At 72.3% G+C, this 24,350-nt stretch carries 20 protein-coding genes; 8 read left to right on the top strand and 12 right to left on the bottom strand.

Annotated features, from left to right (window positions below; all coding sequences use genetic code 11):
• Positions 1-86 precede the first annotated feature (86 nt).
• From ACIQVL_RS08015 to ACIQVL_RS08000, 4 genes are read right to left on the bottom strand one after another with little or no spacing between them, the layout of a single operon-like run.
• Entirely contained in the window at positions 87-1,424 is a 1,338-nt protein-coding gene (locus tag ACIQVL_RS08015; protein ID WP_403474738.1) for an AAA domain-containing protein, read from the bottom strand.
• Positions 1,421-3,010 (bottom strand): hypothetical protein, encoded by a 1,590-nt coding sequence (locus tag ACIQVL_RS08010; protein ID WP_403474737.1) that lies wholly within the window; start codon positions 3,008-3,010, stop codon positions 1,421-1,423. Before ACIQVL_RS08010 ends, ACIQVL_RS08015 begins: the two co-directional genes overlap by 4 nt.
• Positions 3,001-4,101, bottom strand: a complete 1,101-nt coding sequence (locus ACIQVL_RS08005; RefSeq protein WP_403474805.1) for a hypothetical protein — start codon at positions 4,099-4,101, stop codon at positions 3,001-3,003. The genes ACIQVL_RS08010 and ACIQVL_RS08005 overlap by 10 nt, the downstream gene beginning before the upstream one ends.
• A gap of 1 nt (position 4,102) precedes the next feature.
• Positions 4,103-5,056, bottom strand: a complete 954-nt coding sequence (locus ACIQVL_RS08000; protein WP_403474736.1) for a phosphatase PAP2 family protein — start codon at positions 5,054-5,056, stop codon at positions 4,103-4,105.
• A 223-nt stretch (positions 5,057-5,279) separates the two neighbouring features.
• Here ACIQVL_RS08000 and ACIQVL_RS07995 point away from each other — a divergent pair, with 223 nt between their 5' ends.
• Positions 5,280-5,876 (top strand): histidine phosphatase family protein, encoded by a 597-nt coding sequence (locus ACIQVL_RS07995; RefSeq protein WP_403474735.1) that lies wholly within the window; start codon positions 5,280-5,282, stop codon positions 5,874-5,876.
• A gap of 181 nt (positions 5,877-6,057) precedes the next feature.
• Here the strand turns inward: ACIQVL_RS07995 and ACIQVL_RS07990 are convergent, their stop codons facing one another.
• On the bottom strand, positions 6,058-7,536 hold the full coding sequence (locus tag ACIQVL_RS07990; protein ID WP_403474734.1) for a hypothetical protein: 1,479 nt from the start codon (positions 7,534-7,536) through the stop codon (positions 6,058-6,060).
• A 255-nt stretch (positions 7,537-7,791) separates the two neighbouring features.
• On the opposite strand from ACIQVL_RS07990, the gene ACIQVL_RS07985 reads away from it, so the two are divergent.
• Together ACIQVL_RS07985 and ACIQVL_RS07980 are read left to right on the top strand one after the other, a co-directional pair.
• Positions 7,792-8,172: a hypothetical protein gene (locus ACIQVL_RS07985; protein ID WP_403434386.1), complete on the top strand. Its 381-nt coding sequence runs from the start codon at positions 7,792-7,794 to the stop codon at positions 8,170-8,172.
• A gap of 36 nt (positions 8,173-8,208) precedes the next feature.
• A complete protein-coding gene (locus tag ACIQVL_RS07980) occupies positions 8,209-9,078 on the top strand; it encodes a spermidine synthase (protein WP_403434384.1) in 870 nt (289 codons plus the stop codon).
• 222 nt (positions 9,079-9,300) lie between these two features.
• Here ACIQVL_RS07980 and ACIQVL_RS07975 read toward each other — a convergent pair whose 3' ends face one another.
• On the bottom strand, positions 9,301-9,732 hold the full coding sequence (locus ACIQVL_RS07975; RefSeq protein ID WP_403434382.1) for a MarR family winged helix-turn-helix transcriptional regulator: 432 nt from the start codon (positions 9,730-9,732) through the stop codon (positions 9,301-9,303).
• Between the two features lie 210 nt (positions 9,733-9,942).
• On the opposite strand from ACIQVL_RS07975, the gene ACIQVL_RS07970 reads away from it, so the two are divergent.
• Together ACIQVL_RS07970 and ACIQVL_RS07965 are read left to right on the top strand one after the other, a co-directional pair.
• Positions 9,943-10,908: a quinone oxidoreductase family protein gene (locus ACIQVL_RS07970; RefSeq protein ID WP_403474733.1), complete on the top strand. Its 966-nt coding sequence runs from the start codon at positions 9,943-9,945 to the stop codon at positions 10,906-10,908.
• A gap of 220 nt (positions 10,909-11,128) precedes the next feature.
• Positions 11,129-13,762: an FUSC family protein gene (locus ACIQVL_RS07965; protein WP_403474732.1), complete on the top strand. Its 2,634-nt coding sequence runs from the start codon at positions 11,129-11,131 to the stop codon at positions 13,760-13,762.
• Between the two features lie 237 nt (positions 13,763-13,999).
• On the opposite strand, the gene ACIQVL_RS07960 is transcribed toward ACIQVL_RS07965, so the two are convergent.
• Positions 14,000-14,530 carry a hypothetical protein gene (locus ACIQVL_RS07960; protein ID WP_403474731.1) on the bottom strand — a complete coding sequence of 177 codons (531 nt, stop codon included), beginning with the start codon at positions 14,528-14,530 and terminating at the stop codon, positions 14,000-14,002.
• Between the two features lie 98 nt (positions 14,531-14,628).
• Between ACIQVL_RS07960 and ACIQVL_RS07955 the strand changes: the two genes are divergently transcribed.
• From ACIQVL_RS07955 to ACIQVL_RS07945, 3 genes are all read left to right on the top strand, one after another.
• Complete coding sequence (locus ACIQVL_RS07955; RefSeq protein ID WP_362654302.1) at positions 14,629-15,339, top strand: response regulator transcription factor; 711 nt, start codon at positions 14,629-14,631, stop codon at positions 15,337-15,339.
• Positions 15,336-16,766 carry a sensor histidine kinase gene (locus ACIQVL_RS07950; protein ID WP_403474730.1) on the top strand — a complete coding sequence of 477 codons (1,431 nt, stop codon included), beginning with the start codon at positions 15,336-15,338 and terminating at the stop codon, positions 16,764-16,766. Before ACIQVL_RS07955 ends, ACIQVL_RS07950 begins: the two co-directional genes overlap by 4 nt.
• A 132-nt stretch (positions 16,767-16,898) precedes the next feature.
• Positions 16,899-18,383 (top strand): cellulose binding domain-containing protein, encoded by a 1,485-nt coding sequence (locus tag ACIQVL_RS07945; RefSeq protein ID WP_403474729.1) that lies wholly within the window; start codon positions 16,899-16,901, stop codon positions 18,381-18,383.
• Positions 18,384-18,402: 19 nt separating this feature from the next.
• On the opposite strand, the gene ACIQVL_RS07940 is transcribed toward ACIQVL_RS07945, so the two are convergent.
• From ACIQVL_RS07940 to ACIQVL_RS07920, 5 genes are all read right to left on the bottom strand, one after another.
• Complete coding sequence (locus tag ACIQVL_RS07940; protein WP_403474728.1) at positions 18,403-19,086, bottom strand: hypothetical protein; 684 nt, start codon at positions 19,084-19,086, stop codon at positions 18,403-18,405.
• A 201-nt stretch (positions 19,087-19,287) separates the two neighbouring features.
• Entirely contained in the window at positions 19,288-20,724 is a 1,437-nt protein-coding gene (locus ACIQVL_RS07935; protein ID WP_403474727.1) for a GH1 family beta-glucosidase, read from the bottom strand.
• Positions 20,725-20,839: 115 nt separating this feature from the next.
• Positions 20,840-21,736 (bottom strand): carbohydrate ABC transporter permease, encoded by an 897-nt coding sequence (locus ACIQVL_RS07930; RefSeq protein WP_403434359.1) that lies wholly within the window; start codon positions 21,734-21,736, stop codon positions 20,840-20,842.
• A 10-nt stretch (positions 21,737-21,746) separates the two neighbouring features.
• Positions 21,747-22,757 carry a carbohydrate ABC transporter permease gene (locus ACIQVL_RS07925; RefSeq protein WP_403434920.1) on the bottom strand — a complete coding sequence of 337 codons (1,011 nt, stop codon included), beginning with the start codon at positions 22,755-22,757 and terminating at the stop codon, positions 21,747-21,749.
• A 5-nt stretch (positions 22,758-22,762) separates the two neighbouring features.
• On the bottom strand, positions 22,763-24,088 hold the full coding sequence (locus ACIQVL_RS07920; protein WP_403434356.1) for an ABC transporter substrate-binding protein: 1,326 nt from the start codon (positions 24,086-24,088) through the stop codon (positions 22,763-22,765).
• Positions 24,089-24,350: the final 262 nt, after the last annotated feature.

Raw genomic sequence — 24,350 nt, 5'->3', positions numbered from 1 at the left:
GCCGCCTCCGGCGGCGTGTCGGACTCTGTCCGGTGGATCGGCCGGAGCTGTGCTGATCGCCTGCCGGGTGGGTGAGGGGGTGTGGGTCAGGGGCGCCAGGTGACCCGGTGTTCGGCCAGGTGTGCCAGTACCGCGTGGTTGGCCTCCCAGCCGTCCGGGAACTTGACGAGGGTTCCCAGCTGGACCGGTTCCGTCGACGGGTAGTCGTCCAGGAGGTCGGTCACGCCGGCGCGGCAGACCACGATGCAGGCGTGGCGGTGGCGGGAGGCGAGGACGCAGAGGCGGCCCGTCTCCAGGTGGAAGGCGGTCGCGTCGGGGCGGCCGGAGAGCGGATGGAGGACGACCGTCACGTCGTACTCCCGGCCCTGGAGACGGTTCGCCGTGTCGACCGTGACGTCGGCCGCGCCCAGCTCCGCCAGGGCCGCGCGGACGGCCGCCGCCTGGTCCCGGTGGGCGGTGCCGACGGCGATCCGGTCGGCCGTGAGGGGGGAGGGGGCCGGGGAGCGTTCCGAGCGGGCCTCGCCACCGCGGTCGAGCAGCCGCCGTACCACCGTCGCCACCGCGCGGACCGCCTCCGGGTCGGTGCGCGGGGTGTGCCGGGCGGGCAGCTCCAGCAGGCCCCAGCCGGACTCCGCCGCCTCGTCGATCACCCGGTCGGGCCCGGAGCCGTCGGAGGGGGCGGTGAAGGCGAGGTGGCGGTCGCCGTGGCCGGTGCCGCTGCGGAAGGGGGTGTACGGGTAGAACGCGCCGGAGACGAGGGGCGCGGCCGACGCCGGGAGGCGCCAGGAGACCGGGAGGCGGTGCTGGGGCAGGCCCGGATTGTGGGCGAGGAGGGTGGAGACGGCGGACGCCGACGGGTCGTACGACAGGCCCGCCCACTGCTCGCTGCCCACGATCGCGAACGGGTCCAGCTGGCCGGGGTCGCCCACGAACAGCGCCCGCTCGAACAGGCCGGCCACGGCGAGCAGGGAGTCCGAGCGCATCTGGTACGCCTCGTCGACGATCGCGTGCCGCCAGGGCTCGTCCACCTTCACGTGTGCCCACTTCGCGGCGGTGGACAGCACGACCTGCGCCTCCTTCAGGTCGGCCGCCTTCGCCGACTTGCGGACGTTCGGCAGGTCGTCCAGCGCCTTGTCGTACGGGTCCGCGTCGCTGCTGTGCAGGCGGCCGACGGGCAGCTCCGGGTTCTTCTCGGCGAGCCGCAGAACCAGGTCGTCGACCTGCGCGTTCGTCTGCGCGACCACCATCAGCGGGCGCCCGGCGTCGGCGAGTTCGAGCGCCGCCCGCACCACCAGCGTGGACTTGCCGGCGCCCGGCGGGGAGTCCACGACCACACCCCGCTCGGTGCCGTGCAGGGTGTCGCGCAGGATCGCGGCGGTGGCCTGGGCGGCGGCCGTGCCGGGATCGAAGTCCGTGGTCGTCACAGCATGTCCTCCGGCGTCGCGGTGTCGGCCGCCTCCGGTGCTGCCTCGCCCGGCGGGCCGCCGTGTGTCCACGGGGTGTCCTCCGGATCGGGCAGCTTGGCGCCGCCGCGCTGCTCGTGTTCGAACAGGGTGAAGACGAGCCGGTCGCCCTTCTCGGGGACCGAACCGGGTTCCGGTTCCTTGCCGCGGCCCATCTTGTCCAGCACGCGCAGCACCAGGACCCCCTCCGCCTCGTACCCCACGAACTCCGTCGACTGCGGCTTGCCGCCCAGCGAGCGGTAGGCCTTGGCGCGCTCGCCCAGCTGCGGCCGGTCCTCCGTGCGCACGGTCAGCAGCGGGCGCGGGCTGGGCCGCTTGCCCTCGCTGTACGCCATGACGACGTCGAGGACCTCCCCGGCGAACGCCTCCCCGGACAGCCGCCGCCCCGCCATCACCAGCGGATCGTCGAGCGCCTCCTGGGCGTCGAGGCGGGCCTGTTCGCGCTCGCGCGTGGCCAGCTTGTTGGCGGCGGTGACCGCGTCGTCGCGGCGCGGCTGTGGGGGTTCGCCGGCCAGCACCCGGTCCCGGTGACCGGTGAACGACCAGCGGTCGCGCGTCCACCGCTCCTCGACCCGGGCCCCCTCCGGCAGCCCGCGCAGCAGGTCCAGGCCCTGCCAGACCGCGTCCCAGGTGGGCCGGGTGCGGCTCTCCACCAGGGCGCGGATCTCCCGCTCGGCCGCGGTGAGGATCAACAGCCGGTCGTCGGCCTGGAGACCGTCCTCGGCCTCGGCGAGGGCGGTACGGGCCCGGTCGTAGCGCTCGAAGGCAGGGGCCAGCAGCCTGTTGTCGAAGGCCGGGTCGGTGGCGGGACCGGCCGGCGGGCACAGCAGCTGCCCGTCGCCGTCCCGTGCCAGCTCGGCCATCCGCGCGGCCGCCGCGCCGGTGCTGCCCTCCGGCGGGGCGATCCAGGCGAGCAGCGCGCCCAGGTGCTGGTCCTCGACGCCGGACTGGCCGGTCGCCCAGTGCCGGGACAGCAGGTCCGTCATGGCGAGCAGCAGGGAGGAGCCGGGGACCCGGGCCCGCTCGCCGAAGTGGGTGAGCCAGCGGCCGAGCAGCGGCACCCGGGGCGGCGCCGGATAGGGCGCCTCCGGCTCCTGCTCCGCCGTGCGCCGGAACCGCATCGAGCGGCCCAGCAGCCGTACGTACTCGATGCCCGCGCGCCCTGGGACGATCAACTGGGGTGCGTCCGCGCACAGTTCGACTTCGACCTTGACCCGCTTGCCGGTCTCCGGGTCGGTCTCGGTGCGCTCGGCCGCCTCGACGTCGGCGGCGTAGGAGTCCAGGTGGGGCAGGACGACGTCGGCGAGCTCGGCGAGGAAGGCGAACCGCAGGTCGCGGTCGCGCGGCTGGGGTACGACCAGCAGCCGCGGGGCGTCCCGGTCGGTGCCGACCAGGGCACCGAGCGGGGCACCGGCCTCACCGGCGGTGGTGAGCGGCACCAGGACCAGCGGGTGCTCGGCGAGGTGCCGGTGGCGGACGGTCGCGGCGGGCTGCGCGGTGCCCGAGCTGACGGCTTCCAGGCGGGCGAGGGTGGTGATCAGGGACACCTGGCCCCCTGGGCGCCGAGACCGGCACCGGCACCGGTGCTCAGCGCCTCGGCTCGCAGTGCCACCGCCCGGCGCAGGGCCGCCACCGCCGGATCGGCCGGGTCGCCGCTCTCGCCGCGCGCCGCCGACAGCACCTCCTCGACCGTGCTCAGGCCGCCCAGCTCGGCCCGCGCGGCCCGGCCCAGCGCGGTCACCTCGTCGGCCGCGCGGGACCGCTGCCGGCAGTGGAAGGCCAGCTCGCAGGCGGACAGGCACTCGGGCGCGTACGTCGCGGGAACGGCGTCCACGGCGGCCGTGAGCTGCTCCTTCGGCAGGTCCGGGGCGAAACAGGTGCCCTCGGGCAGGGCGTCGGCGATGTCCTGGACGCGGGTCAGCCGGGCCAGCTGGCGGGCGGTGACCGCGCGCTGCTTGCGGACGTCCACCGCGGCGGCGGTCGGCAGGTTCGCGAAGTCCTTGGGGCAGACGAGCAGCACGTCGTGGCGGACCCGCGGGGCCGGGGTGAGCCGGGCCGCGACCTGCTCCAGGGCCAGCACGTACACCGCGGCCTGCCGGGCGGCGGCGCCCACCTTCGCCGGGTCGGCGGAGCCGTCCAGCATCGGGAAGGACTTGATCTCCACGACCGTCCAGCTGCCGTCCGGGTGCACGACCACCGCGTCCGGCTCCAGGAACGCGGGCGAGCCGGCCACCTCCAGGGCCAGCATCGGGTGGTCGAACAGCGCCCAGCCGCCCGCCTCGACGGCCTCGCGCAGCGCCAGCGCCGTACGGGCCGTACGCCCCTCGGGCCCGATCGCGGACAGGTCGGGGACGGCGGCCTGCTCGGCCGGCTCGGCGCCCGGGTCGAGGTGGGTGCGCACCAGCCGCAGCAGCTCGGCGCCGCCGTCCGCCTTCACCTTCGCCTCGAAGGCGTTGCCCCGGGTCAGCGCGAACTGCGACTGGCCGAAGGCCGACGGCGAGCCGAGGGCACCCGCCAGCGCGGTCTTGTCCACCCCGGCGCCGTCCAGGATCGCCCGCCGCCTGCACCCCGGGTTCGCGGCGAGCGCCGCGAGGGCACGCGCGTCGAGGGCCTTGGCCGGGACGGCGGGGCCGCGCAGCTCAGCGAGCCGGTGCCGGAGCGCCGTCCCCCGCGTCTGTGGGGGAAGCGTCCGGTTCGGCTGCGGCGGCGAGCCTGGACTCGCGCTGCGATGGAATTCGCTCACCCGCCGAAGTCTGGCATCCAGCACTGACAATCGGGGAACCTGCGCCGTCCGAGCGTGCTGCGACGAGGGAGACGCCCGAGGTGATCCGCACCCTGACGAGATCCGCGACCCGCATCACCTGCGGCGCCAGCAGGTAGCCCACGCCCATCACGAACACGCCCGCGACCGCGTCCAGGAAGTAGTGGTTGGCGGTGCCCATCACGACGATCGCGGTCAGCAGCGGGTAGGCCACGCCGAGCGCCTTGGTGACGCGGTTGCCGCCGTGGCGCCACAGCATCACCCCGCACCACAGCGCCCAGCCGCAGTGCAGGCTCGGCATCGCCGCGTACTGGTTGGTCATGCCGCCGAGGCCGCGCGGCGCACTGGCGTCGCCGCCCCACCAGCCGTACGAGCTGTACTGGGCCATCGTGTCGACGAACCCGTACTTCACGTCCAGCAGCCGGGGCGGGCAGGTGGGCAGCAGGGTGAAGCCGATCAGGCCGATGAACGTGGACGTCATCAGCCAGGTGCGGGCCCGCCGGTAGACCTCGGCGCGCTTGCGGAACAGGAAGACCAGGATCACCGGGGTGACCAGGTAGTGCAGCGAGGCGTACCAGAAGTCCGCCGGTATGCCGAGCCACGCCTCACGCGTGAACAGGCGGTTGAGCGGGTGCTCGGCGTTCAGGTGCAGGGCCTTCTCGATGCGCAGGACCGCCAGCCCGTGGTCGACGGCGGTGGAGGTGTCCCCGCGTGCGAGCAGGCGGCCGGCGGTGTAGCAGCCGTACACCAGCAGGATCAGCGGCAGCTCGGTCCACCAGCGCAGCCGGGTTCGCGCAGTCACCTCGGTGCCCGGTTTCTCGGTCTGCGGCATCCGACTGCCTCCCCCTTCTCGTCCCTGTCCGCGCGGCTCCCGGCGGGCCGACCGTGACACTTTACGTTGCGCGTATTCCCGCCCATGCGGGGCGCTCAGCACTCAAAGACGCGGAGAGCGCACGCCGGGTTGCCCGCTCCCCGGCCCGATCCCGGCGTGTTCCCAGCCTGGGCGATGATGGAGGTGTCCCGCTCCCGAATTTCTCCGGAAAGGTTCTCCTCCCATGGCACCGCGCATCCTGCTGGCCCGGCACGGACAGACGGAGTGGTCGCTGTCCGGCAAGCACACCGGCAGGACCGACGTACCGCTCCTGGAGGAGGGCCGGCGAGGGGCCAAGCTGCTCGGCGAGCGCCTGCACCGGCCGCCCTTCGACGGCCTCGCCGCCGCCGAGATCCGCACCAGCCCGCTGGCACGCGCGCGTGAGACCTGTGAACTCGCCGGCTTCGGCGAGCGCGCCGAGTCGTGGGACACGCTGATGGAGTGGGACTACGGGGCGTACGAGGGCCTGACCCCCGCGGAGATCCAGGCGTCCCGGCCGGGCTGGCTGATCTGGCGCGACGGCGTCCCCGGGGGCGAGTCCCTCGCGGAGGTCACCGCACGCGCCGACGAGGCCGTGGCCTGGGCGCGCTCGGCCGACCGCGACGTGCTGATCTTCGCCCACGGGCACATCCTGCGGTCGATCGGGGCGCGGTGGCTGGGGCTGCCCCTGGACTTCGCGGCCCGGATCCGGCTGAACCCGACGTCGCTGTCCGTGCTGGGGTGGGCCTACGGGGAGCCCGCGATCGAGAGCTGGAACGATCTGGGGCACCTGGCGGGGTGACGGCGGGGGGACCTCCCAGGCCCTTAGGGCGACTGCCCGCAGCTGGGTATGCGGACGCGGCTGGGCAGCGCCCCGTAAGGGGCGCTGGGGGTACCCCCGGCCGAAGGCTGGGGGAGGAACTGCGCGACCAGCCCCCACGCACCCGCAGCCGTACGACTACAGGTGCCACCCCTGTCGGCCCTTACACGCCCCTCGGCGTGGATGCGTGCCGGTCCAAAAACTCCTGGACCCCGCTTGCCCGGCGGTGCGGCAGCAGCACGCGGGCCGTGCCCGCCAGCATCCCCTGGATCCGGGACGACTGGACCTGGTCCAGCAGGTCCAGCACCCGCATGCCCGCCGTCGCCGCCTCGTCGGGACGTCCCCCGCGCGCGAGGTCGTCGGCGAGTTCCGCCGTGTACAGCGCGATGTTCCTCGTGAAGTGCGGGTCCTGCAGATCGGCGGCCCGGTGCGCGTGGCGTGCGGCGCGTCGCCAGTCGCCCAGCATGGACCAGCACTGCGCCTCCAGGCCCTCCAGCTCGGCCTCTCCGTAGAAGCTCATCCACTCGGGGTCGGCGTCCGAGCGGCCCCGCTCGAAAAGGGCCTGGGCGCGGGCCAGCGCCTGTTCGGTGCCGGTGCGGTCGGCGAGCCCCGCCCAGCCGCCCGCCTCGCGCAGCGCGAGCAGGGACATCAGGCGGGCCGAGCCGAGGGGCCGGCCGACCCGCTGCGCGGCCTGGGCCGCCCGCACCGCCTCCCGGGGCCGTCCGGCGTCCCGTGCCAGGAACGCGGTGTTGCAGAAGGCGTGCGCCTCCAGCCCGGCGTCCCCGGTCATCCGTGCCGTCGCGAGCGCCTCCGCGTAGTGCGAGCGGGCGTCGTCGAAGCGGCCGGAGTCGTGGGCCAGCCAGCCGACCGAGATGGCCAGTTCACCGGCGCCCGAGTGCAACCGCTCGGCGGTCGTCTGCCGGGTCGCGCCCGCGTCGAGGAGCGCGTACGCCGCGCGCAGCGGAGCCGCCGCGCGCCGGTACAGCCCGTCCGCGCCGTGCCGGTCGTCCAGCAGCCGGATCCGGCGTACGGCCTCCTCCAGGGCGGCCGCGTGCGAGGACCCGGCGCGGCGCACCGGCCGGTCCGCCGCCACGGCGTCGATCGTGGACCCCAGCGGGCCCAGGGTGGCGGCGGCCACGGTGGCGCCTCCGCCGGTCATGAATAGGCGACGCAGCACGTCGCTCTCCTCGTAGTTGTCGTGCGTCTCGTACGGGTCCTGCGGGTTCCGCGTCTCGTGCGGGTCATGCCGGTCGTGCGGGTGGTACTGGTCCTGCGGGTCATACGGCTCGGCGGCCCCCTGCGTCTCACCCCGGGCGAGAACCAGGGGCACGTCCCCCGGCGGCCGCGCCGCGCGTCCGCGGACGGACGAGCGGGGCGCGAAACCGAGGTCGGCGAGTGTGCGACCGGGAAACATGTGCAGGAACACCCGTTCGTAGGCGTAGTTCGGGCAGCGGATCTCACCCGCCTCGACCCGGCCGATGTAGCGCGCGTCACAGCTCACCCGCTCGCCGATCTCGCGGGCGGCACGCCGAACGAGCGCGGCGAACTCGGCCGGCGAGTGCCGGCCGCGTACCTGCCGGAAGGCGAGGTTCGGCCGTACCGGCCGATCGGGCTGCGACGAGGTCGTGGTTGACGACGCCATGGCCGGGTCCTCTCGTGCGAACCGTCGAACCATGCCGGACTCGTGATGAGTTGTCCGAGTGGACCCTTGATTCCGGCGGGCAAGAACGTACCTGCTGTGTCGGACCCGTGACGCTGGGTTTGGCTACAAACCGGATATCTCATGCACGATCTGCCATGAACTGCCATCCTTTGCGGCTGACTTCCGCCGTAGCCGTTGACGCGGTGGCGCGTTGGACCTCATGGACTGCAAGAGGGCTGCGCGGTGGAGGCCGGGATGGAGACCAGCCAGGGCAACGATCCTTGTGACGATGCGGGATGCGACCTCGTGACGGTGCCGGCCCGGCAGGGCCTGGAGGCGGTCGACATCCTGCGCCGGGGGGCCGGGGAGGCGGTGGGGCCCGTGCTCCACGACGACGGGGGCGACACCCTCGGCTTCGTGGTGCCGGCCGGTACGGCGGCGGGCTGGGACGTACCCGGCAGCACCTGTACCGAGACCGAGGGGCGTGGGCTGCGGCTCAGCCCGGAGCCGCCGGTCGAGGGCTCCGACTGGCTGCTGCCGCCCGGCGAGGCCGAGCTGGCGACCGATCCGGCGGTGCTGCGACGGGCGCTCGGAGAGGCGGCCCGGATGATCGAGGCGGCGGACAGCTGCCGCTGAATTTCCCGGACGGCCGCCGCCTGGGAAAATGGCGGAATGGGCAAGTCCAGGAACTCACGTCGCCGGCCGGCCGCCGCCGAGGCCGTGGTCGAGGCCGTCGACGGCGGCCTCGCCCAGCTCATTCCCGACCCCGACCGGGGCCGGGCCTGGACGCTGCTCATCGACGGCGCCCCGCAGTCGCACGTCGACCTCGACGACCCGGCGTACCTCTCCTTCGAGTACCAGCGCCGGCTCGGCCACGTCATCGACCTGGTCGCGCCGCCGGGCAGGCCCGTGCAGGTCGTGCACCTCGGCGGCGGCGCGCTCACGCTGGCGCGGTACGTCGCCGCGACCCGGCCCCGGTCCACCCAGCAGGTCGTGGAGCGGGACGCGGCCCTCGTCGACCTGGTACGGCGCGAGCTGCCGCTGGACGCGAACGCGCGGATACGGGTGCGGTCCGCGGACGCCCGGGAGGGGCTGGGCAAGGTCCCGGAGGCGTGGGCGGACCTCGTCATAGCGGACGTGTTCAGCGGGGCGCGCACTCCCGCGCACTTGACGTCGACGGAGTTCCTGGACGCCGTGCGCAGGGTGCTGCGGCCGGGGGGAACGTACGCCGCCAACCTCGCGGACGGGCCGCCGCTGACCCATCTGAAGGGGCAGATCGCCACCGCGGGGGCGCGGTTCGCGGAGGTCGCGGTGGTGGCCGACCCGACGGTCTGGCGGGGGAAGCGGTTCGGCAACGCGGTGCTGGTGGCGGCCGACGTACAGCTGCCGGTGGCAGAGCTGACCCGGCGCTGCGCATCCGACCCGCACCCTGGGCGGGTCGAACACGGGCGGGCGCTGCGGGACTTCACCGGCGGGGCGGTCGCCGTGACGGACGCGGTGGCGGTGGCGTCGCCTTCTCCGCCGCCTTCGGTCTTCCGCTGAGGCCGGCGGCCGGCGTGGCCTGGGAGCTACCCGCGGCGTCAGCCGCATGGTCGACACTGCGCAGGGACGAGGATGACCTCCGAGGCGTCGACAGGCCGGGACCGCCCGGTGTGCGCGGGCTCCTGCCGCCGTTTCCGGCGGATCGGCCGATGGCGTGCCTGAAGGCCCTTCGGCCGCGCGCGGCAGCGGTGACCAGATGATCACCGGGCCCCACTCGCCCGGCTATTGGTCGAGCACGCGCCGGAGCAGCTTTTCGAAGGTGTTCAGCTGGGTGGGAGTGGCCGTGCCGATCGCGGTGAGAAGCCGGGCGGTGCCCTCGTTGAGCTGGTTGACGGTGTCGGCGCCCGCGGGGGTGAGGGAGATGCGCTTGGCGCGAAGGTCGTCGGGGTCGGGTTCGACGGCGACGAGGTCGCGTTCGCGCAGTCGCTGCACCACGCCCGTGAGGTTGGACGGGTCGCAGCCCATGCGCTGGGCCAGTTCACGGATGGAACCGGGCTGGGTGGCGGTTCCGAGAAGGATGGCCTGGGTCCGGGTGAGGCCGAGATCGCCGGCGTGCGAGTCCATCTCGTGCGCGTAGGTCGCGACGAGCAGCCGCATCAGTTGCTGGACGGCCGCCAGCTGGGCGCTGGTGTCCTGAGCCTGCCTGGTTCCCATGGGTTGGCTGTCCTCACGTCCCCTTGCTGGTCGAAGAACCATGGTAACCGGGTGCCGGAAGGCCCGGAGGGACGATTCCACTCCAGCAGGATTGCATGAAGGCATCATGCATGCTCACGCCATTTTGCATGAGGTCTTCATGTATGTAACCTGCAGCCTCATAGAGCCCCGCGGCGCGTCGCGCCGCCATCTGGACGAGGAGCACCTGCCGTGCGCGTCATTTCCGTTCCCGGTTTCGGATCACCCGACGTTCTTCGCGTCGAGGAGCGGCCCGTCCCCGAGCCCTCCCCGAGCGAGGTGCTCGTCGAGGTCAAGGCCGCCGGCGTCAATCTCATGGACAGCTACATGCGTCGCGGCCTGATGGCAGGTGTCGTACCGCCGGTGTCGCTGGGGGCCGACGGCTCCGGGGTGGTCGTCGCCGTCGGCGCGGACTCCGCGGCCAGGATCGGCGACCGGGTCGCCTGGCAGTTCGTGCTGGGCAGTTACGCCGACATGGTGGCCGTTCCCCACGAGCGGCTCGTCCCGATTCCCGACGACGTGACCTTCGAGGCCGCCGCGGGCGGGCTGATGCAGGGGCTGACGGCGCAGCACCTGTCCCATGACGCCGTTCCCGTTCCCGAAGGCGCCGTGGCACTGGTGCATTCCGCCGCCAGCGGCGTCGGCCGCATGCTGACGCAGTTGATCACCGCCCGCGGCGCACGTGTGATCGCCACGGTCTCCCGCCCCCGCAAGGCGCGCTCGGCCGTGGACGCCGGCGCCTGGAAGGTGCTGGTCCGTGACGAGACCGCGGACCTGGGCGCCGCCGTCCGGGAGCTCACCGACGGTGAGGGTGTGGACTTCGCGTTCGACGGCACGGGCCGGAGTCTGTTCGACGTCAGTGTCTCGTCGCTGCGCCACAAGGGTGTCTTCGTCCACTACGGGCGCGCGGGAGGAGCCATTCCGCCGCTGGATCTGTGGGAGCAGCCCGACGGGGTCCACCTGGTCCACGTCCGGGGCGACGCCCCCCACGAGTCGACCCACCAGTGGCGGCGGCGGGCATCCCAGGTCATGCAGTGGATCGGCGACGGCACGCTCGATGTCCTGATCGACCGGACGTATCCCTTGGAGGATGCCGCCCAGGCGCACCGTGACCTCGAATCCCAGGAGACCGTCGGCAAGCTGCTGCTCATTCCGTGATCCGCCGACTGTGATGTCCATCCCTCCAGATGCATGAGACCTTCAAGCGCTTTGCTTGAAGACCTCACGTATGTAGTGTGCGGTGGTCGGGGTTTCGGCAGGCTGTTGGGCTGCTCGGCGACATGAGCAGCCGACATGTGATCGACGGCGAGCCGCTCCGGACCACGATCGACCATCATGAGGAGAACCACGTGCATCCGCTGACTTCGGCAGGTCGGCCATGGCGGTGATCGACGCCGTCGATCGTTATCTCGGGTCCGACCCGGGCGGTGAGCGCGTTCGTACGGCGGCGAACGGGGCGATCGCTGTGCTGGCGGCGATCGGGGCCTCCGCACTGCTCGATGCCCGCTTCCACATGTTCGAAGTGGCCGCATCGGCCCCAGGGGCTGGGGTCATCAACCACGTCGCCTCGCTGCTCGTGCTGATACTCGGCGCGTCGGTTGCGCTGACGGCGTCGTTCGTCGTGGGTGAGCGGACCGGGCGTGCGCGTGCGCTGACGACGCTGATCGCCTGCCTCGGCATGTGGGCGGGCCTGTCCCTGGCGATAGCCGTACACCCCCATCGGCTCCTGGGCCTGGTCCTGCTGGTCGCCGTTCCGTCCGTCGGCGCCTGGTTCCGACGCTACGGGGTCCGTGCGTTCGCGACCGGGTTCCCGATCCACGTCGGCTATCTGATCGGTTTCCTCGCCGGTGGCGAGATCGGTGTCGACCAGCTCGCGTGGCCCGGCGCCGTCATCGGTGTAGCCGGCGCGGCGACCTTCGTCGTCGGTCTGGCGTTGCTGCCGGGCTACGCGCACGCGACGGCGCGCATGCAGCGTTCCTACCGCGCCCGAGCCCGCCGGGTTCTCGCTGTGACCGGCGCGTTGATGGACGCTCCCGTGCACACCCCCGCCGACCACCGGCTCGCGCGACGGCTGCGGCGACTGGTCGTGCGTCTCAACGAGACCGCGCTGGTGCTCGACACCCGGTTGGCCACCACGTCGGCCGACGACAACGACACGGCTGCCCGCGACCGGCGCCGCTCACTGTTCGAACACGAGCGCGCCGTGGTCACCCTGGCGCGGCTCGCGCAACGGCATGCTCACCGCCAGCTGAGCGGTGCGGCACGGGCGGACGCCCGAGCGGTCGTCGCCGCCGCGGGTGAGCTCGATCTCGCCGCTCTCGAAAGGGCCGCGTACCGTTTCCGGCGCTACCGGCCGGCCGACCCCGTGCCGAGCTCCGGGAGCCGCGAAGACCACGGCATCGACGCAGCCGGCGTGCCCGGGGGTGCCGGAGAGATCGCCGAGCGGTACCAGGAGGCGGCCTGCGCGCTGGTGTCCGCCATCAGCAGCACCGACGCGGATCCTCATGCGCAACAGGAACCTCGTCCCGTCGTGCACCTGATCGCCGGTTGGCTGCCGGGTTCGGGGATCGTGAACGCGACGGCATCGTCCCGAAAGGGCACTGCACGGGTGGACCGGCTCTCACTGACCGTGAGTACCCGAGTCTCGCTGCAGCTGGCCGTCGCGCTCGGTCTGGCGGTCTTCTTCGGCGACATGCTCAGTCCGTCGCATCTGCTGTGGGCTGTCGTCTCGGTGTACGTCACGTTCCTCGGTTCCGCCAGTGACCGCGAACAGCTGCGCAAGTCCGTGTTCCGTGTCCTCGGCACGGTGGCCGGCGTGGTGGCCGGTGACGGCCTTGCCCGGCTGACCGGGACGCAGCCGGTGGCATCGATGGCCGTGGTCGTCGTGGCGGCGTTCCTGATGTCGTACTTCGGCAGGATCAACTACGCCCTCGTCGTCGGCGCGGCCACCCTGGGGGTCGCGCAGTTCTACTCACAGGCCGGCGAACTGACTTCCTCGCTGCTGGCCACGCGTGTCGAGGAGACCGCTGTGGGGGCGGCGTGCGCGATCGTCGTCGGGCTGGCCGTTCTGCCGCTGCGCACGACTCACGCGGCCCAGGTCGGTCTGGCCGGCTATCTGCGTGCGCTGGCGCAGGTACTCGACGGACTTCTCGCGCCGGGCGGGCCGACCGCCGGGCACAGCGCGCGGACCGACACCCGTGTCCTCGACGCCGGTTTCCACGCCGCGACCGCGACGATCCGCCCGCTGGTCAGGACACTCCTCGGCGGCGCCGGCCACCGATGCCCGGAGACGCTGCGGCTGGTGGATCTGTCCCACGAACTCGGTCGCACCATCGTGCACGACAGTTCGGTGCTGGCGCACCGCGGAAACGACCTGACGGAACTGACCGGAATCACCCACCGGGCGGCATCGGCTGCCCGGGCTGTGGCGGACGACCTGGACGGCCGGGTGGTCGGACAGGAGGACGGCCCGCCCGCCCCTTCCCCGGCCGACGCACCGGAACCGGTGCGTTCCGAACGACAGACGCCGGTCACCGGCAGCCTGCGCGCCGAGCTCGAGGACATCGAGGGCGTGCTCACCGAGCTGGCCCTGATGCGCGGGCTGGCGATCCCGGACGTCGCGGTGGCCGCACCCGGGCACGGCCGCCCTCGACCCGGACGGGCCGCCGTCCTGTCCCGTCCCGCCGGGACGACCGGCGTGCCGGCCGTCCCGGCGGTCACCGCCACGCCGAGCCTCTCCCGAAACGCCGTCACGGCGACCGTCAGCGGCGCGCTGCGCTGCCCGCTGCACCCCGACGGCTGCGAGGCGTGGATCACTGTGGTGACCGACCGGGGCAGGCGCTGGACGCAGGCCAGGGCGGAGAACGGCCTTTACCGGATCGCCGGACTGCCGCCGGGCGGATACACCCTGATCGCCTCCGCCGTGCAGCACGCCCCGCATGCCGAGTTCCTGCTCGTGGAGGGGGCCGGCCGAGAGATCAGCCATGACATAGCACTGGACCCCGCCCGCTGAGCAGCCGTACGCGATCGTCTCGGTCCGCTGACCACGCTCAAGGCGGGGCTGGAGGAACTGGCCACGCGCACGGGAGCGAACGAGCTCGTGGTCGCTGCCGTCATGCGGGGGTAGGAGAAAAGGCTGAGGTCGTACGAGGTGACCGCGCAGGCGCGCCTGACGGGCAACCCCGAGTAAGCCGGGGGCGGCGCCTGAGGAGCGTTCCGTCCGGGGAACGGGCGGGCGTTGCCAGGTCGTTCAGTATGTCTCGACCTGCACCTGCGGCGGGCCGTCGTGCCACGTGCAGAACACCGACACGCGGTCGGTGCTCCTGCTGAACTCGATGCGGATCCACGTCTCCGTCTTCCACACCTGCATCGACCAGCCCGTACCCGGCGTCGCCGACACCAGGGTCGCGCTGGTGTCGCCGAGGTCGAAGACCGCCCGGCCGCCATCGGTGTCGTAGGCCTTGACCTGGCCCGAGGCGGAAGGGGACGAAGAGGCGGTCGGGGTCGGGGTGGTGGCCGGAGTCCGGGACGGCGTCGGTGCGGGAGTCGCCGACGGGCGCGCCGCGGCCGTGTGCGACGGGCTCGGTGCGCGGGACGTGGGCGACGCGAGGGACTTGGCGCCCTGGACCGTCGGCTCGTCGTCCGCCGACGTGATCGAGAGGGCGCGCGGCGGCGCGTAGGCCGTGGCCGCCATCACCGTGTGGACGCCCCACCACGACAGCGTGACCGCCGCGCCCGTGGCGAGCAGCCAGGCCATTACGTGTACGAGTCCTCTGCGCATCGCGGGCCATACTGCCTCAGGGGTACCGCCGTGCGCACTCGACCCGAGTTATCCACAGGCCCCGACCGGTGCCTGCCGCATGGCGTACGGTGCGGCGCATGGCAAGTGTGCTCGTGGTCGAGGACGACCAGTTCGTCCGCTCGGCGCTCATCCGGCATCTCACCGACGCCGCGCACACCGTGCGCAGTGTGGGCACGGCACTGGAGGCGCTGCGCGAGGTCGCCCATTTCCGTTTCGACGTCGTCGTGCTGGACCTCGGACTGCCGGACCTGGACGGCTCCGAGGCGCTGAAGATGCTGCGCGGCATCACCGACGTGCCCGTCATCATCGCCACCGCCCGGGACGACGAGACGGAGATCGTCCGGCTGCTCAACGCGGGGGCGGACGACTATCTGACCAAGCCGTTCTCCGTCGAGCACCTGTCGGCGCGGATGGCCGCCGTGCTGCGCCGGGCGCGGTCGGGCGGCGGTGAGCCGGCGCCGTCGAGCGTGCTGCGGGTCGGCGGGCTGGCCGTCGATCCGCTGCGCAGGCAGGCCGAGTTGGACGGGGTGCGGCTCGACCTCACCCGGCGCGAGTTCGACCTGCTGGCCTTCCTCGCCGGACGGCCCGGGGTGGTGGTGCCGCGCAAGGAACTGCTGGCGGAGGTGTGGCAGCAGTCGTACGGGGACGACCAGACCATCGACGTGCATCTGTCGTGGCTGCGGCGGAAGTTGGGCGAGACGGCGGCCCGGCCGCGGTATCTGCACACGCTGCGGGGCGTCGGCGTGAAGCTGGAGCCGCCGGGCGGGGAAGCGAGGCCGGTCGGATGAGATGGGCTCTGGTCAAGGTCTGTCTGGCGGTCACCGCGATGGTCGTGGTCGCCTTCGCCGTCCCGCTCGGCCTGGTCGTCAAGGAACTGGCCCGCGACCGGGCGTTCTCCAACGCCGAGCGGGAGGCCGCCGCGGTCGCCCCGGCCCTGTCCATCACCACCGACCGGGACAAGCTGGAGCGGGTGGTGGCCTCCGCGGGCGCCGACCGGGGCATGGCCGTGCACATACCGGCGGCCGGTGGCCAGGCCGCGGTCGACATCGGGCGGCAGCGCGCCGCCGACCGGGACATCACGGCCGTACGGAAGCTGGGGCGGGCCTCCACGACCGGGGTGTCCGGCGGGTCGACCCTGCTGCAGCCCGTCGCGCTGAGCTCCGGTGCCATCGCGGTCGTCGAGGTGTACGTGCCCGAGTCCGAGGTGACCAACGGGGTCGGCACGGCCTGGGCGGTGCTCGCCGCCGTCGGCCTGGCGCTGATCGTCGGCTCGGTCGCGGTCGCCGACCGGCTGGGCGTACGGATGGTGCAGCCCGCCCAGCGGCTGGTCGAGGGCGCGCACGAGCTGGGGGAGGGCAAGCTGGGGGCGCGGGTGCCCGAGGAGGGGCCGAACGAACTGCGGCTGGCCGCGGTCGCGTTCAACTCGATGGCCGACCAGGTCGTCCAACTGCTGGCGAACGAGCGGGAGCTGGCCGCCGACCTGTCGCACCGGCTGCGCACCCCGCTCACCGTGCTCCGGCTGAACGCGGCCTCGCTCGGGGACGGGACCGCCGCCGAGCAGACCCGGGCCGCCGTCGCGCAGCTGGAGCGCGAGGTCGACACCATCATCCGCACCGCGCGGGAAGCCAAGCCGCAGACGGCGGCGATCGGGCCGGGGGCCGGGTGCGACGCGGCCGAGGTGGTGCGGGAGCGGATGGGGTTCTGGTCGGCGCTCGCGGAGGACGAGGGCCGCAAGTGGCGGGTGGCCGGCGTGGACCGGCCGGTGCGCATACCCGTGGCCCGCGCCGACCTGGCCGCCGCGCTCGACGCGCTGCTCGGCAACGTCTTCCGGCACACCGCCGAGGGCACCGCCTTCGCGGTCGACGTGCACAACGCGGAGGACGCGGTGATCGTGCTGGTCTCGGACGCGGGACACGGCATCCGTGACCCGGAGGCGGCGATGGCCCGGGGGCGGGGTTCGGGGGCGGCCGGGTCGACCGGGCTCGGCCTGGACATCGTGCGCCGGCTCGCCGAGTCGACCGGCGGTGACGTGCGGATCGGGGCGTCGGTGCTCGGCGGGACCGAGGTGCGGATCTGGATCCAGCTGGACGGCCGGAAGCCGGAGCGCACGGGGCACCGGGGAGCGGTGCGCCGACGCCGTTCGCGCAGGCAGCCGGTGGACAACGGCAGGCGGGGAACAGGGGGAACCACCGGGCGAATTGGTCTCGACCTTTAATCGGTCCCGATGCCTTCCTTAAGCGCACCCTAAGATCCTCAACAGCCGCCCCTATCAGGCCGTTTGTCCGATTCCCGGCCGCTAGCGTGCTGCCGCACCCCACCCCCTCGGGCAGACGAAGGCAGGCACGGCATGAGCACGCACCGGCGCAGAATCAGTGGCAGGAACAAGGTCATAGGCGGTGCGGTCGCCGCGGCCGTCGTCGGTGGCGGGGCGATCCTTTTCACCGGGATCGCGCAGGCGGCCGGGGTCGGCGCCGCGTACACGAAGACCAGCGACTGGTCGACCGGGTACACCGCGCAGTACGTCGTCACGAACAACAGCGGTGCCAGGGAGCAGGACTGGACGCTGGAGTTCGACCTGCCGGCCGGTGCGAAGCTCAGCTCGCTGTGGAACGCCGAGTACACCGTCAGCGGGCAGCACGTCACCGTGAAGCCGCCGAAGTGGGACACGGACGGCCTCGCGGCCGACGAGTCGGACACCGTCGGCTTCGTGGTCAACGGCAGCGGGGACCCGACCGGCTGCCGCATCGACAACGCGAGCTGTTCGGCGGACGGCACCGCGACCCCGGAGCCCAGCGGCCGCCCGACGCAGTCCGCCACCCCTACCCCGACGGCGACCCCGACCCGGACCGCGACCCCCACGGCCACGGCGTCCACGCCCGCCACCCCCACCGGGACGCCCACCCCGACCCAGACCACGGGCACCGGCTCCGGCACCACCGCCTCCGCCGGCTTCGCCCCCTACGTCGACACTTCCCTCTACCCGGCGTTCGACCTCCTGGCGGCCGCGAACGCCACCGGCGTGAAGAACTACAACCTCGCCTTCGTCACCGACGGCGGCGGCTGCACGCCCAAGTGGGGCGGCGTGACGGACCTGGCGAGCGACGGCGTGGCGTCCCAGATCGGCGCGCTGCGCGCCAAGGGCGGTGACGTCCGGGTCTCCTTCGGCGGCGCGTCCGGCTCCGAACTCGCCACCACCTGCTCCTCGGCGGACGCGCTGGCGGCGGCGTACGGCAAGGTCGTCGACGCGTACAACCTGACCAAGGTCGACTTCGACGTGGAGGGCGGCGCGCTGCCCAACACCACGGCGAACACCAACCGCGCCAAGGCCATCGCCAAGCTCCAGGCCGCCCACCCGAACCTGGACGTCTCCTTCACCCTCCCGGTGATGCCGGAAGGCCTCACCCAGGACGGCGTGAACCTGCTCTCCAATGCCAAGGCCAACGGCGTGAAGATCAGCGCCGTCAACATCATGGCGATGGACTACGGTCCCGCCTACAACGGCGACATGGGCACCTACGCCACCCAGGCCGCCACCGCCACCCAGGCCCAGATCAAGAGCGTCCTCGGCCTCTCCGACTCCGCCGCCTGGAAGGCGGTCGCGGTCACCCCGATGATCGGCGTCAACGACGTCTCCTCCGAGGTCTTCAAGGTGGACGACGCCACCCAGCTCGTCGACTTCGCCAAGTCCAAGGGGATCGGCTGGCTCTCCATGTGGTCCGCCACCCGCGACCAGCAGTGCGCCGGCGGCGCCAAGTCCACCGCCGACGCCACCTGCAGCTCCGTCACCCAGGACAAGTACGCCTTCTCGAAGGCCTTCGCGTCGATCGGCTGACGGGCCTCGGGAGCCCCGCTCAGAAGCCGCCCGGTCCGCCGGGGCCGCCGAAGCCCCCGAACCCGCCCGGCCCGCCCATCGGCGGGCCGTGGTGGTGGAAGCCGTCGAAGAGGGCGTCCGCCAGGAGCATGCCGCCGACTCCCGCGGCGCCCGCGACCAGGGCGGTCTTCCACCAGGGGGTGCTGTACCAGCCGCCGGGGACGGTGCGGCCGCCGACCAGGCCGCCGGGGTAGTAGTAGGGGGCCCCCGCACCCGGGCGGTCCGAGGACGTGTACGTCTGCCCGTTCACCGTCACCTGCCGGCCGGCGGCGGCCGTGCCCGTCGGCGGCAGGGCCGGGCCGGGGTCGAGGCCGAGGGCGGTGCGGGCCGCCCGCACGTAGTGCAGGCCCTCGACGGCGGTCTGGGTGACCAGGGCGTACTGCGCCGGGGTGTACGCCGTCGCCAGCTGGGCCTGGGCCGCGCGGTGGCGTTCGGTCGCGTCCGCCAGGGCCTGGCGGGCCGCCCGGTCGTCGCCCGCGGCCAGCGTCGCGATGCCGCCGCCGAGCCGGTCCACCCAGCGGGTGGCCTCCGCCCCCGCGTCGGCGGCGAGGTCCTGCTGGACCGACTGCCCGGCACCGACCCCGGCCGACTGCCGGTTCCGGCCGACGAGAGCCACCACCGAGCCGACGGCCAGCACCAGCAGCACCAGCACGATGAATCCCATGACGTCCTCCGCTGTCCACGAGGATCACCCGAACACCTCGTACCACCCATCAGACGCCCGCGAGTTGGGAGACCGCTGATCGACGGCTGAGCGGTCCCTGTGAGCCGGGCGCGGCTCGGCAGCGCCCCGCGCTGAAGCGCCCCGAAGGGGCGCGGGGAACTGCGCGACCAGCCACGACGGCGCCGCAGCCGAACGACGGCGTCAGTCGACCGCCCCCGCCCCCGCCGCCGGCAACGTCCCCGTACGGGCCGCCTCCCCGTACCACCGCGCGCTCGACTTCGGCGTACGGGCCAGCGTCGCGTAGTCCACGTACACCGCCCCGAACCGCTTCTCGTACCCGTACGCCCACTCGAAGTTGTCCATCAGGGACCACAGGTAGTAGCCGCGCACGTCCGCGCCGTCGGTGATCGCGCGCCGCACCGCCGAGAGGTGGCCGTGCAGGTAGGCGATGCGCTCCGGGTCGTGGACCCTGCCGTCCGGGTCGGGCTTGTCGTCGTAGGCCGCGCCGTTCTCGGTGATGTAGAGGGGCAGGCCCGGCGCCTCGCGGGTGTAGCGCATGATCAGCTCGTGCAGGCCCGTCGGGTCGATCGTCCAGCCCATCTCGGTGCGCTCGCCCGGCGTCTGGTGGAAGGTGACGTCGTCGGCGCCCGGCCAGGGGGAGTGGGCGCTGGCGCCGTGGCCGTCCGAGCGCGGGCCGGTCACCGTGCCGGTGGCCGCCGACACCAGGGTGGGCGTGTAGTAGTTCAGGCCGAGGGCGTCCAGCGGCTGGTGGATGGCGGCGAGGTCGCCGTCGCGGACGTGCGACCAGTCCGTCACCGACGCCGTCGCCGCGAACAGGGTCCGCGGGTAGACGCCGTGCAGGATCGGGCCGTGGAAGACACCGTTGGCCAGGTCGTCGATGGTGCGGACCGCCACCAGGTCCGCCGGGTCCTGCGAAAGCGGCCGTACCACCGAGGAGTTGAGGCTGATCGCCACCTGGTTGCGGGCCGGCATCACCGAGCGCAGCGCCGACGTGGCCAGGCCGTGCGCGAGGTTGAGGTGGTGCGCGGCGCGCAGGGTGGCCGCCGGGTCGGTACGGCCGGGGGCGTGCACGCCGGAGCCGTAGCCCAGGAAGGCGCTGCACCAGGGCTCGTTGAGGGTGATCCACTGCTCCACCCGGTCGCCGAGCGCCTCGCCGACGATCTTCGCGTACTCGGCGAACCGGTACGCCGTGTCCCGCTCCGGCCAGCCGCCCGCGTCCTCCAGTTCCTGCGGCAGGTCCCAGTGGTAGAGGGTGATCGCGGGCCTGATGCCCTTCGCCAGCAGTTCGTCGACCAGCCGGCGGTAGAAGTCCAGGCCCACCTGGACGGCCGGACCGCGGCCGGTCGGCTGGACCCGCGACCAGGAGACCGAGAACCGGTAGGCGTTCAGGCCGAGGTCCGCCATCAGCGCCACGTCGTCGCGGTAGCGGTGGTAGTGGTCGACAGCGATGTCACCGGTCTCGCTGCCGGCCGTCCTGCCCGGCGTATGGCTGAAGGTGTCCCAGATCGAGGGGGTGCGGCCGTCCTCCCGCACCGCCCCCTCGATCTGGTACGCGGAGGTCGCGGCGCCCCAGAGGAAGGCGGGAGGAAAGGCCACGGAGGTCATGGGTTCAGGCATGGAAGCGCTCCCATAGGAGGTCGTGGAGACCGACGGGTGAGTAAGGGGGGAAGGGGAGGAGAGGGGGCCGGGACGGCGGTGACCCGGCCCCCTCCGTCTTCGGGGCCGAGGGCGGTCAGCCCTTCACGGCGCCCTGCATGATGCCGCCCACGATCTGCTTGCCGAAGATCGCGAAGACCAGCAGCAGCGGGAGGGTGCCGAGCAGTGCGCCGGCCATGATCAGGGACTGGTCGGGGGTGTAGCCGCGGCCCAGGCCCGCCAGGGCGACCTGCACGGTCGGGTTGCCGGTCTGGGTCAGGACCAGGAACGGCCACAGGAAGTCGTTCCAGGCCTGCACGAACATCAGCATGCCGAGCACCGCCATCGCCGGGCGCGCCGCGGGGAACACGATGTGCCACACCACCCGCCAGCTGCTCGCGCCGTCCACTCTGGCCGCCTCGATCAGCTCGTCCGGCAGCGCCTGGATCAGGTACTGCCGCATGAAGAACACGCCGAACGCGCTCACCAGGGACGGGAAGATGACCGCCTGCAGCTGGTCGGCCCAGTTCAGCTTGGCGACCATCATGTACAGCGGGATGATGCTCAGCTGCGGCGGCACCATCATGGTGCCGATCACCGTCAGCATCAGGATGTTGCGGCCGCGGAAGCGCAGCTTGGCGAAGGCGAACCCGGCGATCGTGGAGAGCACGACGATGGTGATCGCCGAGATGCCCGCCACGATCGTGGTGTTGAGGAAGGCCTGCCCGAGGTTGGCCTCGTTCCACGCCACGTCCAGGTTGTGGAAGAGGTTCCCGCCGAACCAGAACGGCGGCGGGGTCTCGGCCAGCCGGTTGTTGTTCCGGGACGCGGCGATCGCCGTCCACACCAGCGGGAACAGCGAGCCGATGGAGAACAGGACGAGGATCGTGTAGGCGATCGGGCCCGCGTGCATGGTGCCGCCCGCGCGCGCCGACTTCGGGCGCCGTACCCGCTTGGGCTCCACGGCCGGGGGTTTGGTCAGGGTCGTCGTCACGGCCGGTCTCCTAACTACTGGCGCGCAGCCGGCGCGAGATGACGTAGTTGACGATCCCGATCACGATGAGGATCAGGAACATCGTCCAGGCGATGGCGGAGGCCCGGCCCAGGTGCTGGTTCACCCAGCCCTGCTCGTACAGGTACAGGCCGAGCGTCTGGAACTGGTGCTCCGCGCCGCCCGAGGCCCCCTTGTTGGCGTCGAAGATCAGCGGCTCGCCGAACAGCTGGCTGGCGCCGATGGTCGAGACGACACAGGTGAACAGGATCGTCGGGCGCAGCTGCGGCAGCGTCACATGGAGGAACTGCCGCCAGCGCGAGGCGCCGTCCAGGGCCGCCGACTCGTACAGGTCCTGCGGGATCGCCTGCATCGCCGCCAGGTAGATCAGCGCGTTGTAGCCGGTCCACCGCCAGATCACGATCGACGACACCGCGATCTGGGACGGCCACTTGTCGTTCTGCCAGTCGATGTGACCGACGCCGACGAAGTGCAGCGCCCAGTTGATCATCCCGTAGTCGCGGCCGAACAGCAGCACGAAGACCAGCGAGGCGGCCGCGATCGACGTCGCGTACGGCGCCAGCATGATGACCCGGTAGAAGGTCGAGGCGCGCAGCTTGTAGTTGAGGAGATGGGCGAGCCCCATCGCCATCAGCAACTGCGGGACGGTGGAGATGATCCCGATGGTCAGGGTGTTCTTCGCCGCGTTCCAGAAGAAGTCGTCGTCGAAGATCCGGGTGTAGTTGTGCAGCCCCGCCCACTGCATGTCGGTGGGGGCGGTCAGCTCCACCGTGTGCAGCGAGGCCCAGCCCGTGTAGACCAGCGGGAAGAGCCCGAAGGCGAGGAAGAGCACGAAGAACGGCGAGATGAACCCGTACGGGCTCCACTTGATGTCCCGCTGCCAGCGGCGCGAGAGACGGGCGCGGCGCCGCCGCTCCGCCTCCGTGGGAGCGGCGGGCGGGCGGGCCGGGGCCGCGCCCCCCTCCTTCGCGGGGGGCGCGGCGGTGTCGTGCCGGGTGGCCATGCCGGTCACTTGTCCAGACTGTTGTCGATGGTCTTGGTCGCGGTCGCCCAGGCTTCGGCGGCCGTCTTGCCCTTGGTGACGAGGACGACGCCGTTGTTGGCCAGACCGTCCTGGATGATCTGGTCCTTCGGGCCGATGACCTGCACCGGGCTGCTCTTGGCGGCCGCGGCGAAGATCGTGCCGATCGGGGCGTCACCGGTCATGTCGTTCTTGGCGCCGGTCACCGCCGCCGAGGTGTACGTCGACGGCGCGCTCGGGAAGGAGCCCTGCACGCTGAAGAGCTTGGCCTGCTGTTCGGGTGCGGTCAGCCAGGCGACCAGCTTCTCGGCCTCGGCGACGTTCTTGCCGCTCTTGGGCACGGTCAGGAAGGAACCGCCCCAGTTGCCGGCCTTCGGTGCCTGGGCCACGTCCCACTTGCCGGCCGCGTCCGCCTTCGACTGGCCCTTGATGTAGCCGAGCATCCACGGCGGGCAGGACATCGCCGCGAACTTGTTGTTGGCGATCGTGCTGTTCCAGGACGGCTGGAACTGGGTCTGCGCCTGGACCAGCCCCTCCTGCGCGGCCTTCGCGGTGGTGTCGAACGCGCTCTTCACGGCCGGGTTCGTCTTGTAGATGATCTTGCCGGAGGAGTCGTAGAACTTGGTGCTCTCACTGGACAGGATCGCGTTCAGGAGACCACCGGGGGAGTCCATGAAGGTGGTCCCGGAGGGCGCCTTCTTCTTGTACTGCTCGCCGACGCTGACGAACTTGTCCCAGCTGCCCGCCCACAGCTTGCCGACCGCGTCGCGGTCGGTGGGCAGTCCGGCCTCCTGGAAGAGGTCCTTGCGGTAGCAGATGGCGAGCGGACCGACGTCGGTGCCGAGTCCGATGGTCTGGCCGCCGCTGGTGGTGGCCTGCTTCCACTTCCAGTCCAGCCAGTTGCTCTCCGACACGCCGTCGACCTTGGACAGGTCCTCCAGCTTGTCCGCGAACGTGCTGGTGACCTCGGCGATGTTGCTGACCTCGACGGCCTGGACGTCCATCAGGCCGCTGTTGGTGGTCAGGTGGTTCACCAGCGCCGGGTAGTAGTTCGCGTTCTGCTCGACCGACGTGTCCTTGATGGTGATGTTCGGGTGGAGCTTCTCGTACTCCTTGTAGAGCCCGGCCTCCTTGAAGCCGAAGGTGCCGAACAGACCGAGCGTGATCGTCGTCTTGCCCTTGCCGCCACCGCTGGTGCCGTCGCTGCTGCCACCACTGTCGTCCGCGCAGCCGGCCAGCAGCGCTCCTCCGAGTGCCAAGACGGCCGCCAGGACCACCGCCCTGTGCGAGGCGGTTCGGGTACGTGCTCGCATTACGTCCTCCTGTTGCCCTGACGTGCCGACCCCCCGGCCAACTGCTCTGTTGGGCCCGTCTGTTTCTCGCTGCGGCTCGGGCGGGGAACGTGCGGGATGTGTATGTGTCAGGTACTGTGGGAGCGCTCCCACCAGTGATGTGTTGAAGAGTCGCCGGTTCGGAGCGGGGTGTCAAGGGAGCGGGCGTGGCGAACCGCGTTCAGTTATCGGCCTGTTAGCTAAACCCCGGCCGCGACGTGAAGGCGGTACATGTCATGACAAA

It is taken from the genome of Streptomyces sp. NPDC090499 (genome assembly GCF_044769305.1).
In the GTDB taxonomy this organism is placed as follows: domain Bacteria; phylum Actinomycetota; class Actinomycetes; order Streptomycetales; family Streptomycetaceae; genus Streptomyces.
Note: the sequence above shows the minus strand (reverse complement) of the source record. Positions and strands in the feature narration are given on the sequence as shown.

Coding starts and splice junctions, on each gene's coding strand:
- ACIQVL_RS07975 (WP_403434382.1), bottom strand. CDS start 9,732: ATGGGAACCAGGCAGGCTCAGGACACCAGCGCCCAGCTGGCGGCCGTC.
- ACIQVL_RS07965 (WP_403474732.1), top strand. CDS start 11,129: ATGGCGGTGATCGACGCCGTCGATCGTTATCTCGGGTCCGACCCGGGC.
- ACIQVL_RS07995 (WP_403474735.1), top strand. CDS start 5,280: ATGGCACCGCGCATCCTGCTGGCCCGGCACGGACAGACGGAGTGGTCG.
- ACIQVL_RS07980 (WP_403434384.1), top strand. CDS start 8,209: ATGGGCAAGTCCAGGAACTCACGTCGCCGGCCGGCCGCCGCCGAGGCC.
- ACIQVL_RS07955 (WP_362654302.1), top strand. CDS start 14,629: ATGGCAAGTGTGCTCGTGGTCGAGGACGACCAGTTCGTCCGCTCGGCG.
- ACIQVL_RS07990 (WP_403474734.1), bottom strand. CDS start 7,536: ATGGCGTCGTCAACCACGACCTCGTCGCAGCCCGATCGGCCGGTACGG.
- ACIQVL_RS07985 (WP_403434386.1), top strand. CDS start 7,792: ATGGAGACCAGCCAGGGCAACGATCCTTGTGACGATGCGGGATGCGAC.
- ACIQVL_RS07940 (WP_403474728.1), bottom strand. CDS start 19,086: ATGGGATTCATCGTGCTGGTGCTGCTGGTGCTGGCCGTCGGCTCGGTG.
- ACIQVL_RS08000 (WP_403474736.1), bottom strand. CDS start 5,056: ATGCCGCAGACCGAGAAACCGGGCACCGAGGTGACTGCGCGAACCCGG.
- ACIQVL_RS07925 (WP_403434920.1), bottom strand. CDS start 22,757: ATGGCCACCCGGCACGACACCGCCGCGCCCCCCGCGAAGGAGGGGGGC.
- ACIQVL_RS07950 (WP_403474730.1), top strand. CDS start 15,336: ATGAGATGGGCTCTGGTCAAGGTCTGTCTGGCGGTCACCGCGATGGTC.
- ACIQVL_RS07960 (WP_403474731.1), bottom strand. CDS start 14,530: ATGCGCAGAGGACTCGTACACGTAATGGCCTGGCTGCTCGCCACGGGC.
- ACIQVL_RS07935 (WP_403474727.1), bottom strand. CDS start 20,724: ATGCCTGAACCCATGACCTCCGTGGCCTTTCCTCCCGCCTTCCTCTGG.
- ACIQVL_RS07920 (WP_403434356.1), bottom strand. CDS start 24,088: ATGCGAGCACGTACCCGAACCGCCTCGCACAGGGCGGTGGTCCTGGCG.
- ACIQVL_RS07945 (WP_403474729.1), top strand. CDS start 16,899: ATGAGCACGCACCGGCGCAGAATCAGTGGCAGGAACAAGGTCATAGGC.